Below are 16,093 nucleotides of genomic sequence, written 5' to 3' on the forward strand. Positions count from 1 at the left end.
TTTAATTTAAAATAGGCATAAAAGCATGAAATACGATAGGCTAAAAAAAAAATGCGTTGCAAAATCAAATATACCACAACAATGAACGACATAATTATTTAAAAATTAGGTAACATGAACAACCGTTTGAGATTGCAAATAGGATTAAATGAAGTTTCATAGCTTTTTGCAAGTCAAAAAAATTTAAGTTTGTCGAAAACTTTTTATAATTTTGCACAACTTTTTAAAAACGGTAACAAAAATGCTTTTGATTGACAATGAAAGATTTTGTAACTGGTTTTTTATTGCCTCAAAATAATTTTATATGAAACAGCTGGCCATCATCATCCCTTATTACAACAAAAAATATTTTGGCGAAACGTTGCAATCGCTTGCTAATCAAATAGATAAACGTTTTGTGGTGTATATTGGAAATGACAACAGTCCAAACGACCCTTTGGATGTATTACAACAATATGAAGGGCAATTTGACATGGTGTATCAAAAATTTGAAACCAATCTTGGGGGTACTTCCTTAACACAACAATGGGATAGGTGTATAGCCTTGTGTCAAAACGAGCCTTGGCTCATGATTTTGGGCGACGATGATGTGTTGGGACACAATGTAGTTGCGGCTTTTTATGCACATGTAAACGAAATTGTATCGCAAAATTTACATGTGATTAGATTTGCAAGTGTTTTATTTAATGAAAAAGACCAATCAGAAAGCAAAACCTACACGCATCAAAAACAAGACAATACACGAGCATTGTATTTTAAAAAAATCAAGCACCAATCACGGTCGTCGTTGAGCGAACATATTTTTAGCAACAAAGCCTATCAACAATTTGGTTTCAAAAACTACCCATTGGCTTGGCATTCAGATGATATGGCTTGGCTCGAATTTAGCAATTTTGCCGATTTATATGGCATCAACGAAGCCATAGTTCGGGTACGCATGTCGCACGACAATATAAGCGGACAACGCAGCAATTTGCGTCAAAAAGAACTGGCAAGTTTTGAATTTTATCAAGATTTAATTGAAAAATATTGGTCTAAATTTAATGAAAACGAAAAAAAAATGTTATTACAGCAATTTGAGTTTAAAACAATGGCTGTACATCAAAAAAAAATTAATACATTTGTTAAAATTTCCAAATTATACCTGTCAAAAGGTTATTTCGAACAATTATTGCGATTTTTAATACGATTTTTAATTAAATATTAAATAATAAGGTATAATTATATTTGCTCCAAACACAATAAATTTAATACACTATCAATGAAAAAACTGATTAAACGTATCATCGATTGTTTTCCACACGTCAAAAATCTCAAAGCCCGAAGCGGAAATACCTACTTTCCAAACGGACATTTTTATTCGCCCGTAATAGATATTGAAGCCATAAAAAAACGAGAACACGAAATTTGGAAACACGAAAAAACGGAAGGAATAAAAGGCATCAGCCTGAACACCGAATCTCAAAAAGCCTTACTTGGTGCATTTGAAAATTACTATGCTGATTTACCATTTGCAGCCGAAAAACAAGAAGGACTTCGATATTATTATCAAAATATCTATTATGGTTATACAGATGCCATTATGCTATATAGCATGATCAGGCATTTTCAGCCCAAACGCATCATCGAAATAGGTTCAGGTTTTTCGTCTGCCGTTATGCTCGATACCAACGACTTGCATTTTGACGGCTCGTTAAACATCACATTTATAGACCCTTATGCCGATAGATTGTTTTCGTTGATGACGGCAAAAGACAAACAAAACATCAAAGTAATAGAGCAAGATGCCCAGCAAATTCCATTGGAAACTTTTGAAGTTTTAGAGGCTGGCGATATTTTGTTTATAGATAGTACCCATATATCCAAAACAGGAAGCGATGTCAATTATATTTTATTTGAAATACTACCCGTATTGCAAAAAGGGGTGCTGATTCATTTTCATGATGTATTTTATCCGTTTGAATATCCAAAAAAATGGGTTTTTGATGGCTTCAATTGGAATGAGGATTATATTTTGAAGGCTTTTTTGATGTACAATTCTGAATTTGAAATAAAAATATTTCCTGATTATTTACATAAATTACATCCAAATTGTTTTATAAATATGCCGTTGTGTTATCAAAATACAGGAGGCAATATTTGGATACAAAAAATATAAATTTATTATAAATGAATCCACCTTTAGTATCCATTATTGTTCCAGTATATAACGTAGAAAAATACTTAGCCCGATGTTTAGACAGCATTATCCATCAAACGTATTCTCATATAGAAATTATTTTGATAAATGATGGATCGCCAGATAGCAGTGGTACCATTTGCGATGCTTATGCCAAAAAAGATAGTCGCATACAAGTTTTTCATCAAGAAAACAAAGGACAAAGTGCGGCCAGAAATCTAGGGGTTAGTAAGGCAAATGGAACTTATATTTCATTTATAGACAGTGATGATTGGATAGAATTGGAATTAATAGCCGAAAGTATGGCGCTGATGCTAAAGAATGATTTGAAAATTGTAGAATTTAGATTGAAATTTTCAACAGAAGAGCGGTTTTTTTCAAATACTTTTCAAATTCAAACGGCAAACCAAGCGTTAGAACGGATTATGAACGAAGAAACCTATGGAGTACCCATAAGAATTTATCACCAAAGTTTGGTAAAACCACTTCAATTTATAGATGGTAAAATATTTGAAGATATTTTATATACATTTCAAATTGTAAGCGCTGTAGATGCAATTGGTTTGTACGATAAAAATTTGTATCATTATTTTAATGAAAATATAAGTACAATTAGAAGTAGTTTTACATTAAAAAAACTCAACCATGTTGAAATATTTTTAGAAACCAAACAATTTGCAATCAACAAAGGATTGAATACCGTATTAATAGAAAAAATAAAAAAAGAAATTGTTCAAAAATCTATGAATTGTTATTTGGCCTTAACAGGATTACCTCATTTGGATCCTGATAAAACAAACAGGATAACATTAAAAAATTGGATTAAAGATAATTATTCATCAAATGAAAAATTTAATGTTTATACCCGATTATTGCGGTATTTGCCCATGAATATTTTTGATACTATATTTAAAATAAGAAATAAATTAATAAAATAAACAACACCAATGAAAAAATTATTTGTATTCAGTTCTTGGGATAGCTCTTTTTTTAGGGAGCAAGCTCGATTAGTAACACAAGAATTTGAAGTAGAAATGTTGGTTTTTATGCCAAAAAGTATCAGAGAATTTTTTAAATATAAAAACCTAATACAATTTCAGCACCGCATTTCGGAAGAAGGGATGTCTGTAACTTCGGTAAGTTATTTGAGTTTTTGGTTTTTGCCCTATTTCATTCAGGAAATGATAGAAAATTATTATTTTAAAAAATTAAATGCAAGACTTAATGTGGATAAAAACGCCATAATACACGTCAATACGATATATGAAGCGGGTTTTTGGGCCAATCAGTTTCACAAAAAAACGGGTGTTCCATACATTATTCACGAACAACAAAAATTTATCCTTTCGTATAGAACCAAACGCAGCATGAATTTGATTCACGAAGTGATAAGAAATGCACACAAAATGTTGGTTTCTAGCCACGATCAGGCCAGACAATTGCTCACACACGGATACCAATTTGAGTTTGAAATATTAGGAAATTATGTAGATGAAAGACTTTTTTTTCCAATTGATAAACCAGAGTCAGACGTGTTTAAAATTATTACCATTGGAGCATTTACCTATTTTAAGGACCAAAAAACAATCTTCAAAACACTCAAAGTTTTAGACGGCATTGCATTTGACAAAAAAATAGAGTTTCATTATTTTGGCATCAATGGGTGGGGAGTCAATCATACCGAAACAGTAAAAAAATTGGTACAAGAGTTTGATTATCAAAATGTTGAGGTGTTTTTATATCCAGAAAATCATTCCAGAGCTTCCATTGCACAAAAATTTCAGGAGGCAGATATGTTTATTTTATCCTCGCTCATGGAGGGCATGTGTGTATCTTTAATGGAAGCACTTGGCAGCGGATTGCCTGTTTGTACAACGCAATGTGGTGGCGTAGATGAACTCATAGACGAAGAAAATGGTAAGGTTTTTCAAATTAGAGATTTCCAATCGATGGCAGCGTTTATCGAAAAAATTATAAAAAAAGACATCGTTTACGACCGAAAACGAATTGCCGAAAAATTGATTGATGGTTTTGGCAACGTGGCATATAAAGCCAAATTGTTGCACTATTATTTAGACATGATCAAATAAATTATGGGACACCTTTGATGTTAAAAACGATTTGCTTTATAGGTACATTTCATCACTACAACAAACAAAATTCTGTATATTTGCAAAAAAATAATATAAAAAATAATATAAAAATAAATGATTAACGTAACCAAGACATTCTTTCCGCCCCTAGAAGAATATAAGGAACATTTAGCTCGTGTTTGGCAAAACCAGTGGCTAACCAATAGAGGTGCGTTATTGCTGGAACTGGAATCCAAAATCAAGCAAAGATTAGGTGTTTCAAACATTATTATAATGAATAATGGCACCATACCCATTCAAATAGCACTTAAAATATTAGGTAATCAAGGCGAAATAATTACAACCCCTTTTAGTTATGTTGCTACAACATCGGCTATAGTTTGGGAACAATGTAAGCCTGTATTTGTAGATATTCATCCAGAGTATTTAACCATAGACGAAACTAAAATCGAAGCAGCCATTACCCCAAAAACCACAGCTATTTTGGCCACACACGTTTTTGGAAATCCTTGTCATATCGAAGCGATACAAGCCATTGCTCAAAAACACAACCTCAAAGTAATTTATGATGCTGCACATTGTTTTGAAGTAACCTATCAAGGACAATCTATTTTTGAGTATGGCGATGTAAGTACATGTAGTTTTCATGCCACAAAATTGTTTCATACTGGCGAAGGCGGAGCTGTTTTTTGTGCCAATGAAATGTTACAACATCAAATGTTTTACAGTCATAACTTTGGTCATAATGGGCCTTTAGATTTTCATGGATTGGGTATCAATGGCAAAATTTCTGAATTGCAAGCGGCTATGGGATTGTCAGTTTTGCCCTATATGGACGAAATATTGCAGGGTAGAAAAAAAGTAGTAACCATTTATTTGGAAAACCTGAATTTTGAAGTCTTACAAACCATCAAAATCAGAGCCAACACCAACTGGAATTACAGTTATTTCCCTGTAATTTTCCAAACAGAAAGTCAATTGTTACACGTACAAAAGGCTTTAAACGACCAAAATATTTTTCCTAGACGTTATTTTTATCCATCTTTAAATACAATAGACTATGTAAAAGGCGGTCAAATGCCTGTTTCAGAGTCTGTTGCTGCTCGGATATTGTGCTTGCCATTATATAAAGAACTTTCTGAGGAGGATTCTTATGTGATTTGTAAAATTATAAATGATAATTTGTAGTTTATTGTTTAAAAAAGTGATCTGTTTTCAATACAACATTTATTAAAAATTGTCTTTCAAATAAATAAAAATAAATCAATTTCAATTATAAAAAAAACTTTGATATGAAATTAGGCATCATGCAGCCCTATTTTTTTCCGTATATTGGATATTTTCAATTGATCAATTCAGTTGATATTTTTGTAATATATGACGATGTCAATTATATAAAACAAGGTTGGGTAAACCGCAATAATTTGTTAATCAATAGACAAAAGCATTTGTTTACTTTGCCGCTGGACAATCCAAGTTCTTTTTCAAAAATAAATGAAATCGATGTCAATCCAAAATTTTTTGACAAATGGCGCTCAAAATTCTTGCAATCGATAGAACAATCATATAAAAAAGCCCCGTATTTTGAACCTGTTTTTGCTATAATAAAAGACACCCTTTTTTCTGGCAAAACAAAAATAGCAGAATTATCTACTGTTTCTATAACATTGATTGCGAAATATTTAGAAATGGATACTGAAATTCGACCCTCATCAACGATGTATCAAAACAACCATCTAAAAGCACAGGATAGGGTGATTGATATTTGCAAAAGAGAAAATGCCACTAGGTATTCTAATCCAATTGGAGGTAAAGATTTGTATTCCAAAACCAAGTTTAACGAACATGGAATAGATTTGAGAATAATTACTTCAAATCCAATTACTTACAAACAATTTGGAAATGAATTTGTATCAGGTTTGTCTATTATTGATGTTTTGATGTTTAATTCTGTCGAGGATACTAAAAAGCTTTTGAAAGAATTTGAACTACACGAAAAAGTAGATTTGTTAGAAAACATTGATGTGGATTTGCAAGCCAAAAACCAGCATATTTTGATAGCGGGTGCAAAAGGATTGGCAAAAGAGGTGCTGGAAATTGTTTATAAGCAAAATCCTGAATGCAACATCACTTTTTTTGATAATATCAGTAATGATTTACCTAGGAAATTGTTTGGTAGGTTTTCTATATTAAGAGATGTGAAAGAAGTGGAACATTATTTTAAAACGGTTGATAAAAAATTTACAATTGGAATAGGAAATCCATTGTTAAGGAAATCCATTCATGATATGTTTGTTGAAATAGGTGGCGAATATGTTTCGACTATAAGTAATGCTTCTGAAATTGGTAGTTTTGATGTAGAAATTGGCAAAGGAACCAATGTATTGTCCCATGCGATTTTTTCAAATAGTGTTCGGCTTGGTATTGGGTGCTTAGTATATTATCGTACTACTATAACCCATGATTGTGTAGTGGGCGATTTTGTAGAAATGTCGCCTGGAGTAACCCTTTTAGGGCGTTGCAAAGTGGGTTCTTATAGCCAAATAGGGTCTAATGCCACTATATTGCCAAAAGTAAAAATAGGCAGAAATGTTATTGTTGGTGCGGGAGCTGTAGTAACAAAAGATGTGCCAGATAATTCGATGGTAGTGGGGGTTCCTGCAAAAATTATCCGAAAGTTAGAACCATTAGTGGATGAAATAAAATCAAAAAAAAAGTTATAATTTATAAATAAATTTACAATGTCATACTGGGAGGATTTTTGGAAAGATTATAGAAAAAAAGACATAAAAAATGAGGATGATTTGTTTTATCAAGTAGGTAAAACATTTCAAAAAATGCCCATTTCGGCTCATGCATTTGATAAAATAATTAACGATATTATCGTATCTTTGCAACTTGAAAAAGAGGATGTATTGATGGAAATTTGTTGTGGCAATGGCTTAATAACCAAAAAATTATCAGAAAAATGTAAATATATATATGCATTTGATTTTACAGAACATTTAATTGCAACTGCCCAAGAATTTAAATCGGCAGACAATATTGTTTATAAAACGGGTAATGCTAAAGAAAATTTTTTCAATTTGTTTGATTTCAAAAACAAACCTAACAAATTTTTATTAAATGATTCGTTGGCTTATTTTGAGCCATTCGAATTACATGCCATGATCGATTGCATTCAAAAACAAAATAGTGATTTTGTGTTTTATGTTACCAACATCCCTTCGGACGAACGTAAATATCATTTTTATAACACGCCAGAAAGGGTACAATTTTATGAAGAAAAACAAAGACAAGGCGATATTTCAAATAATGGAATGGGAAGATGGTGGACAGAACAAGAGTTAATAACAATAGCAAATGATTTGAATATTTCGTATAAAATACAAATACCAGATACAGAAATAACTAATTTTAGAATTAATATTTTATTTTATTCTGATAAATAAATAGCCCAAATGAAATTAAGCGTCAGCATGATAACCTACGGTCAAGAAGCTTTTATAGCCCAAGCTATAAATAGTGTTTTGATGCAAAAATGTAATTTTGACTTTGAACTCATTATTTCTAATGATTGTTCTCCAGATAATACCGATGCAATAATTAATGAAATTATTGCAACACACCCTCATGGACATAAAATACAATACCACCACCATCAAAATAATATAGGTGCCATACCCAATTTTATTTTTTCTATAGAAGCCGCAAAAGGACAATATGTAGCCATTTGCGAAGGCGATGATTACTGGACTGATCCATTAAAATTACAAAAACAAGTCGATTTTTTAGATCAAAATCCAGATTATGCTTTGTGTTTTCATCAAGGGACTTCTTATTATCAAAACTCCAAAAAAACCGAAGATTTTATATCTAACAAAAATGTTTTAAACGACAAGGTTACACCTATAGAAATTATCAAAACAGGTGGTAATCTTTGTCCAACAGATGCTATAGTTTACCGCAATTATTTTGAAAAATTTCCCAAGTTTTTTTACGAAACCCAATCAGGAGATAGGGCATTAGCGCTTTTATTGATGCTTAAAGGTAAATTCAAATTCATCAACGAAAACATGTCGGTTTACAGAATACACGATGGGGGAATTTCTCGAAATTTAAGTACCGAAAAGCTGATTGGATTTAAAGAATCTAATATTCAATTGTTAGAAAATTTTGATGTTTACTCCAATTTTAAATTCCATTCGATTATTCAAGATGAAATTTCAAGTCAGGTTCGAAATATCATAATATACAACTCCGCCTATTTATGGAAACCCCAATATCTTAAAAAAATAAAAATCAAACATTTGATTTTGGCCATAGGACGATTGTTTATCAATATTTTCAAATCATAATTCAGAGGGTTACAAAAGGATTTTAACAACTTCAAAAGCTACAACAATGATGAAATTTGCCCAAAATTACACAGATGTTCTGACAAGAAAACCTAAAAATTTTAGAGATATTGCACGAGATATTGCGTTGGATTCTTTATATCTTTTAGAAAACCTCAAAGGATATGAACATAATTTGAATAAGCCAAGGGTACAAATGTTGTATTTTCATCATATTTTTAATGATGAAGAAAAAAAATTTGATGGTCTTTTGAAAAAATTATCCAAAAACCATACTTTTATTTCTTATTCCGAAGCCGTAAATAGAATTTTAACAAACACTATAGACAAACCTTATATAGCTTTTAGTTCAGATGATGGGTTGAAAAACAATTTGAAAGCTGCCGAAATTTTGAATGAATACGATGCGTCCTGTTGTTTTTTTATTAATACCGATTTGATTGAAGAGTCTAATTTTGAAACCCTCAAACACTATTGCAATACTCGAATAGATTTTCCACCAGCCGAAATGCTAACTTGGAAAGAAGTAGCAATATTACAAAATCAAGGACACGAAATAGGATCGCATACCCTTAATCATATAAATATTGCTCAAACAGCTGCAGCTCAAATACAAGAAGACATGCACAAAACATTTGAAATTTTAAAAAATAAATGTGGTAATGTCAAACATTTTGCTTATCCTTATGGGCGGTTCTTCCATTTTTCGGAAATAGGCCGACAAGCTGTTTTTGAGGCAGGGTTTCAATCTTGTGCTACTGCCGAAAGAGGGTGTCACATCAATGGGCAAACACCAATAGAAAAAAATAATTTGGCTATCAGACGAGATCAATTGATTGCACATTGGAAATGGGAGCATATTTATTATTTTTTAATAAACAATAGTAAAAAAGCGGGTTTATTGGATCCTTATTTTCCATATTCTGTTCAAAGTTAATGTAACAGATATGGGCAAGAGCTAAATATATTTTTAATTTGAAAAGTATAAAAAAATGAAAATCATTATATTAACAAGTAGTACTACAGGTGTGGCAGCACATCATCTTCCGTATTTGCTAGAACATCAAGAAATTGATGTGGCTATGGTTGTTGTTAGTAAAGGGATTTTACAAAAAAAACAATCTTTTTTTAAAAATAAATTAAAAAAGATTTTCAAAATAGGTATTTTGGGTAGCATGAATGGATTACGTATGCGAAAATGGTATAGCTCAAATACTCAAAAATACCATAAAATCATACCGTTAGATGTGTTTTGTAAAGCTAAAAACATCCCGTTTTTTGAAGTTGATGTAACCAATTCTGAACAAACCATGCAATTGTTTCGCAATTCTGGAGCAGATTTAGGCATTAGCTTAGGTAATGGATTTATTAGCAAAAGGGTTTTTTCGATACCTCGATTTGGCATGATCAATATTCATCATGAAATACTGCCCGACTATCAAAATGCTCAAAGTGTGATTTGGCAAATTTATAATCGTTCCAAAAATTCTGGTTTTACGATTCATCAAATCGATTCCAAAATAGATACAGGGGCCATTATTTATCAAGAAAAAGTACCTATAATATTCAAGTCAAGTCTAAAAGATACAGTAACCAATACATTGTGCGAAATCGAAAATAAATCGGCCTTAGGATTGTTGAAAGTACTGAAAAATTTTGACTATTATTTCAATAACAAAACCCCACAAGGTGCTGGAAATCATTATACAACACCATCTATTAGGCAATATTTTGTTATTTATAAGAATTATTTACAATTGAAAAAATCAGAATGAAGAAAAAAATATTTTTAATCTTACTCTCAATAGTCCTTTTATTTACGGATATTAACAAAATTGCCATCCCATATTTAGGATTGGTTATGGTATATATGTATTATAAGTTTTACAACAAACAATATAATGAAATCGTATTGGCCCTGACCTTTTTTGGATATTCTTTTTTTATATTGTTGAATAAAGTTACAGGATTACCAAATATCGGATTAATTTTTGCCATGTTGTTAGCTGTTTTTTTAATCAGATTGATGACGGGGTGGGAACCAGCCAAGAAATTAAAATTAGCTATTTTTCCTTATAATTTGATGTTGTATGCCTTTTTTGGACTGATATTATTTGCCATGACCAAAACCGAATTAGGGGATTATCAGGTATTTAAAATACAATTATGGATAACTTGGGCCGCTATTTTATTTGCTTCCTTACATTGTTATGACGACCACATCAACCATTTTAATTTCGAAGAATTTTTAATTATTTCTTTTTATCTTTTTGTACCACAATTTACTTTGGCTGCAGATGATGGTGGCGTCAGTTTATCACCAATACAAACTTGGCGAACCTATTCTGTATTAGATGATGGTATTCGAGGGCATGAATATGACATTATTACAGCAACACGAATTGCAGGAATTGGGATGTTAGCTTTTTTATGTCATTTGTTAGATTTTTCTGTAAAAAAAATATATTTATTTTTCTTAATGTCCTTTTTTGTTATCGTAATGATTATTTGTCAAACCAGACAATCTTTGGCTGCAATCATCATTCCGATATTGATTTTGTTGTATTTTAATTTTTTCAAACAGCAAAAATCCAATTTCAATACCTTTATAGGTATAGTGTTGGTATTGGCTTCCGTTACTTATTATTTGAATTATTTGAATGCCAATAATGTAGAATCCAGATTGGTTGAAAACGCCGATGGAGATAGCGAAGAAGGTACGGGACGTGAAGAAATTTATGCCGCAGCAAAAGCCTATATTGCAGAAAATCCTACCAATATTGGTTTTGGAAACTATGTAAGTGTAGTTGGCGGGGCGGATTATCCACATAACATATTTTTGGAAATCATGCTTGAAGAAGGGTATGTGGCGGTTTTAGTTTTGATTTGTATAGTTGGTTTTATTTTTATAGAAGTATTTAAGCTTATTATATCCCCGCAAAGTCCAGGAAAACTAGAACTATTTGCCATTTTGGCCACACTTTATTTTCTTGGTCTAGCACAATTTAGTGTTGATATTGCTCGAAATCAAACATTCTTTTATACTTTTGCTTTATTTTTATCATTGAAAAATAAGAGATTAAAAGAATTAGCCTTAAACTAAAAAGCTCCAATTTTTTAAATTTAAATTAATATCATAATGAAACCTACGATTTATGTATATGGATTATGCGATGTGTTCTACGATGCTTATTACATCAAAGGATTGACCGATTATTTTGGTAAAAATAAAATTATTTTCAATGTAGATAAATTTCCTGATTTTAAACAAGAAGTTTTTGCTGCCATCATTTTAGATCATGGAAAAGAGACAAAGTTTATTATTGATTCAAGAGATCAAAATGATATTTTGGATCAAGAACTCCAATGGTGTGATGTATATGGAAAAGTGAATTACAATGTTGAAGCATTACCTAAAGTAAACACACACAAAATTCTTCCTATTGGCCCAAGTTTTGGTATAAAAATATGGAATATACCCCAAACTATATTTTATGCTGTAATGAATTTTGTTAAATTTTACTCAAAAATAACTAAAAGGAGAAAGTTTTTAGCTAATTATAAAGCTCAAACAACCCGATTCAAACTAGAAGATTACATTAATGATTTTGAAGTAAAACCAAAATATATTTATTTTACTGGTTCTACCTGGAAATTTGATTATGAAACCAATGCCAATAGAGCAAAGTTTGTAGAAGTTTGCAAATCTTTACCCGAAATTGAATTTGAAGGCGGTTTAGCACCTCGAAACGATAATTTTGACACGGGATTTAAACATTTGGAAATAAAAAAAAGGGTGCCACTGGAGGTGTATATGCAAAAAATTAAACAAACTACTCTTACATTTAATACGCCGGCCGTACTAAAATGTCATGGTTGGAAATTGGGTGAGTTTTTAGCTCTAGGCGAAGTCATCCTCTCAACGCCTCATGTCAATGTGTTGCCTGCTCCTTTGATTGATCATGTACATATTTTATATGTACATGACGAAAATGACATGAAAAACACCATTTTGAAAATCATCAACGATGAGCATTTACGAAAAAAAATTCAGGCCAATGCCAAAGCTTATTTTGATGAATATTTAGCCCCACATCAAGTAATTAAACGGATGTATGCTTTAAATAATAAATAATCGATTGTGGAAAAAAGTATTAAAACTCCCGTTTTCTGCCCCATGATAACCCAAAAAGATATTGGTGGCGGTATCAAATCTACTATTGCTTTGATGAATGGATTGGCACATCAAAATCATGTTGTTTCGGTATTAGTACCTCAAAATTGTGAGTATTTATCAAAATTTGATCCTTCAATTCAGGTGCTTTATTTTAACGAAGACCCTCATATTTCATTGACAAAACCCTTAAAGTACCTTCGATTGTGTAGGTTTACCAAAAAAACATTTAAAACCTTACCTTATAACACTTTGTATCTTTGTTCTGATAGACCAGCTTTGATGTTGGCGTTATTTTTACAAAATACAGACTATATTATGTATATTTCAAGAGGTTGGTTTTATACCAATTGGTCTGCTCGTTTTTTACGATTTTTCTTGTTTTCAAAAGTTTCAAAATTTGTAGGTATATCAGACAAGCAAGCCAATCTCATGAAACAATACAACCAACAAAAAGAAAGGGTTTTTTTGATTCAAAATGGCATCCAAATTCCTAATCACCAATTTAATACCTTCGACAAAGCCGAAATCAATCTGACAACGATTGGTGGAATTTGTAACCGCAAAAATCAAATGCAATGTTTAGAGTTGATGATTTTGCTCATAAAAGCACAATTTAAAGTCAAGTTGCATATTTTTGGCACTACTTTTACTCCTATAGACGAAGCCTATTTACAAACGTTACAACATTTTATAGCTCAAAATCAATTGCAAGAATATGTGTTTTTTAAGGGGCATGAAACCAATTTTGATGTTATTTATAGTAATTCAGATATTGTCATATCGGCTGCTACCGAAGAAGGTTTTGGCAGAACCATCATAGAATCAATGAGTTATGGTGTACCTGTAGTTGCAAACGCATTAGCTGGTGGCCCTTCAACCATTATTACACATCAAGTTAATGGTTTGCTTTTTGACAGTTCCACTTTTGATTTGTTTGATAAAGTTACGTGGTTAATTCAAAAGGGTTCATTAAGAAAAACAATGATTCAAAATGCTTTAACGCATGTTCAAAACCATTATACAGAAGACATTATGGCTCAAAATTATTCTAATTTAATTGAAAATGGAACACGCTAAAATCAAAATTTTATACCTTTACGCCGAAGTTATGAGTTATAATGTTTCGGTTTTTAGAGAATATGTTCAAAACAACAATGCCGAGGTTCATGTTGTTCAATGGGATTTACAAAAAAAAACACCTTATAAAGCACCTGAAATGCAAGGTGTTACTTATTATAATAAATCAAATTTTACTGAAAAATCTTTATTTGACTTGGCACAAAATTTAAAGCCCCATCTTGTTGTTACTTCAGGTTGGATGGATAAAATGTATGTTAGAACTTGCATAAAAATCAGAAAATTAAACATTCCTGTGGTAGCAGTGTCTGATACTCAATACTATAACTCTTTGAGACAAAATTTGGGACGCATTTATTTTAAATTTTTTTATAAAAAAGCTTTCTCTCATTTATGGGTAGCGGGTGCTTATCAATATGAATATGCAAAAAAATTAGGTTATCAAAACAATCAAATTATATTCAATTTTCTGTCTGGCGATTTGTCTATTTTTAATCCTATTTTTAAAAATACCATAAACGACAAAACCAAAAAATACCCACACCAGTTTTTTTATGCTGGCCGATTTGCTTCGGAAAAAGGCTTGGATACCTTGCTACAAGCATGGCAAAATATAACCCATAAAAAGGATTGGACTTTGTGCTTAGTTGGTAATGGCCCCTTACAAAACCAGTTGAATATGATTCCAAATGTCAAGGTATTAGATTTTGTTCAAACCCACGAGTTTCAAGATTTGGTTGCCAATTCGGGTTGCTTTGTATTGCCCTCCAAAATGGAACCTTGGGCATTAGTGCTTCATGAGTTTACTGCTGCAGGATTGCCTATAATTTGTTCAGACGCTTGTGGTGCTGCTCCTACTTTTGTAGTATCGGGTTACAATGGATATGTGTTTGAGGCTGGAAATGCTTTGGATTTGCAACATAAAATGCAAAAAATAATAGAGGCTTCTGATGAAACTTTATTAGAAATGTCAAAAATTTCACATAAATTAGGACAACGCATCGACCCAGAAACTATTGCCAAAAACTCTTTATCTATTTTAATTCAATAACATCATGATTTTAGGAATAGACGCTTCAAACATTAGGGCTGGTGGTGGTTTAACACATTTGAAAGCCATTCTTGAAAACGGAAATCCTATCAATCAAGGGTTTACGAAGGTAATTGTTTGGTCCAATAATCAAACCTTACAACAGCTTCCAACTGTTGATTGGTTGGAAAAACAATCGCATCCACACTTGAATAAATCATCAATTTGGTTTTTTTTCTTTCAAATATTTTATTTAAAAACCATTGCTGCTCAAAATAAATGTACCGTTATTTTTGCTCCAGGAGGCACTTTTGTTAGTACTTTTTCACCTTTCGTAACCATGTCTCAAAACATGTTACCGTTTGAATATCAGGAATCTAAACATTATAATTTTGCCATGCGAGTGCGTTTGTTTATTTTGTTTTTTACCCAATCTTTTAGCTTCAAACGGGCAAGTGGTATGATTTTCTTAACTCAATATGCTCAAAATTTTATCTCTCAAAAAATTAAAATTCAATCAAATAAAACCATAAAAATACCTCATGGTGTGAGTGCTCAATTTCAATTGGCTCCACGTATTCAATGTCCTGCTTCCGATTTCAATTCGCATCATTTGTTTGAATTTTTATACGTTTCTTATGTAACGATCTACAAACATCATTGGAATATAGCACAAGCTGTTTGCGAGTTGCACCAAGAGGGATACCCCATCAAAGTAACACTAATTGGTAGCACACTGGATAGTTTTGAAAAAGTACAAAACGTATTGAATAATTTTTCAAATGCTTCAGAATGTGTAACTTACATTCCAGGATTGCCCCATCAGCAACTTATTCAACATTACCATCAGGCCAATGCTTTTGTATTTGGTTCCAGTTGCGAAAACATGCCCATTATTTTGATAGAAGCCATGAGTGCTGGTTTGCCCATTATTTCGTCTAATGCTGGGCCAATGCCAGAAGTATTGGGCGATGCTGGCTTGTATTTTAATCCAAGACAAGTATCAGAAATCAAAGAAGCGATGGTACAAATATTTGAAAATCAAAATCTTAGAATACAATTGAGTCAAAAATCATTTGCCAAAACATTAGATTATACTTGGCAAAATTGTGCCAACAATACATTTCAATTTTTGTATCAAGTGGCTCAAAAAAATGAAACAAAAATAGAGTAAAAAAT

Annotated in this window: 15 protein-coding genes; all 15 read left to right on the forward strand. The window is 31.7% G+C overall.

Annotation, left to right across the window (positions count from 1 at the left end; genetic code table 11):
- The first annotated feature begins 304 nt into the window (after positions 1-304).
- Positions 305-1,207: a glycosyltransferase family 2 protein gene (locus tag FBFL15_RS03845; protein WP_014083347.1), complete on the forward strand. Its 903-nt coding sequence runs from the start codon at positions 305-307 to the stop codon at positions 1,205-1,207.
- Positions 1,208-1,261: 54 nt separating this feature from the next.
- Positions 1,262-2,158 carry a class I SAM-dependent methyltransferase gene (locus FBFL15_RS03850; protein WP_014083348.1) on the forward strand — a complete coding sequence of 299 codons (897 nt, stop codon included), beginning with the start codon at positions 1,262-1,264 and terminating at the stop codon, positions 2,156-2,158.
- Between the two features lie 11 nt (positions 2,159-2,169).
- Positions 2,170-3,117, forward strand: coding sequence for a glycosyltransferase family 2 protein (locus FBFL15_RS15695; protein ID WP_014083349.1), 948 nt, complete (start codon positions 2,170-2,172; stop codon positions 3,115-3,117).
- 9 nt (positions 3,118-3,126) lie between these two features.
- Positions 3,127-4,269, forward strand: a complete 1,143-nt coding sequence (locus FBFL15_RS03860) for a glycosyltransferase family 4 protein (protein WP_014083350.1) — start codon at positions 3,127-3,129, stop codon at positions 4,267-4,269.
- Positions 4,270-4,386: 117 nt separating this feature from the next.
- Complete coding sequence (locus FBFL15_RS03865) at positions 4,387-5,460, forward strand: DegT/DnrJ/EryC1/StrS family aminotransferase (protein WP_014083351.1); 1,074 nt, start codon at positions 4,387-4,389, stop codon at positions 5,458-5,460.
- 104 nt (positions 5,461-5,564) lie between these two features.
- Positions 5,565-6,995, forward strand: coding sequence for a WbqC family protein (locus FBFL15_RS16675; RefSeq protein WP_014083352.1), 1,431 nt, complete (start codon positions 5,565-5,567; stop codon positions 6,993-6,995).
- Between the two features lie 18 nt (positions 6,996-7,013).
- Positions 7,014-7,724: an rRNA adenine N-6-methyltransferase family protein gene (locus tag FBFL15_RS03880; protein ID WP_014083353.1), complete on the forward strand. Its 711-nt coding sequence runs from the start codon at positions 7,014-7,016 to the stop codon at positions 7,722-7,724.
- Between the two features lie 9 nt (positions 7,725-7,733).
- The gene (locus FBFL15_RS03885; protein WP_014083354.1) at positions 7,734-8,630 is read left to right on the forward strand and encodes a glycosyltransferase family 2 protein; all 897 of its coding nucleotides are present in this window, start codon (positions 7,734-7,736) and stop codon (positions 8,628-8,630) included.
- Between the two features lie 46 nt (positions 8,631-8,676).
- Positions 8,677-9,567, forward strand: a complete 891-nt coding sequence (locus tag FBFL15_RS03890) for a polysaccharide deacetylase family protein (protein ID WP_014083355.1) — start codon at positions 8,677-8,679, stop codon at positions 9,565-9,567.
- A 55-nt stretch (positions 9,568-9,622) separates the two neighbouring features.
- Positions 9,623-10,405 carry a formyltransferase family protein gene (locus FBFL15_RS03895; protein WP_014083356.1) on the forward strand — a complete coding sequence of 261 codons (783 nt, stop codon included), beginning with the start codon at positions 9,623-9,625 and terminating at the stop codon, positions 10,403-10,405.
- Positions 10,402-11,733, forward strand: coding sequence for an O-antigen ligase family protein (locus FBFL15_RS03900; protein ID WP_014083357.1), 1,332 nt, complete (start codon positions 10,402-10,404; stop codon positions 11,731-11,733). Before FBFL15_RS03895 ends, FBFL15_RS03900 begins: the two co-directional genes overlap by 4 nt.
- A 36-nt stretch (positions 11,734-11,769) precedes the next feature.
- Positions 11,770-12,765 carry a glycosyltransferase gene (locus FBFL15_RS03905; protein WP_014083358.1) on the forward strand — a complete coding sequence of 332 codons (996 nt, stop codon included), beginning with the start codon at positions 11,770-11,772 and terminating at the stop codon, positions 12,763-12,765.
- A gap of 6 nt (positions 12,766-12,771) precedes the next feature.
- Entirely contained in the window at positions 12,772-13,884 is a 1,113-nt protein-coding gene (locus FBFL15_RS03910; protein WP_148267891.1) for a glycosyltransferase family 4 protein, read from the forward strand.
- Entirely contained in the window at positions 13,871-14,935 is a 1,065-nt protein-coding gene (locus tag FBFL15_RS03915) for a glycosyltransferase (protein ID WP_014083360.1), read from the forward strand. The genes FBFL15_RS03910 and FBFL15_RS03915 overlap by 14 nt, the downstream gene beginning before the upstream one ends.
- Positions 14,936-14,939: 4 nt before the next feature.
- Positions 14,940-16,088, forward strand: a complete 1,149-nt coding sequence (locus tag FBFL15_RS03920) for a glycosyltransferase family 4 protein (protein WP_014083361.1) — start codon at positions 14,940-14,942, stop codon at positions 16,086-16,088.
- Positions 16,089-16,093 lie beyond the last annotated feature (5 nt).

This window comes from Flavobacterium branchiophilum FL-15, assembly GCF_000253275.1.
GTDB classification, from domain to species: Bacteria; Bacteroidota; Bacteroidia; order Flavobacteriales; family Flavobacteriaceae; genus Flavobacterium; species Flavobacterium branchiophilum.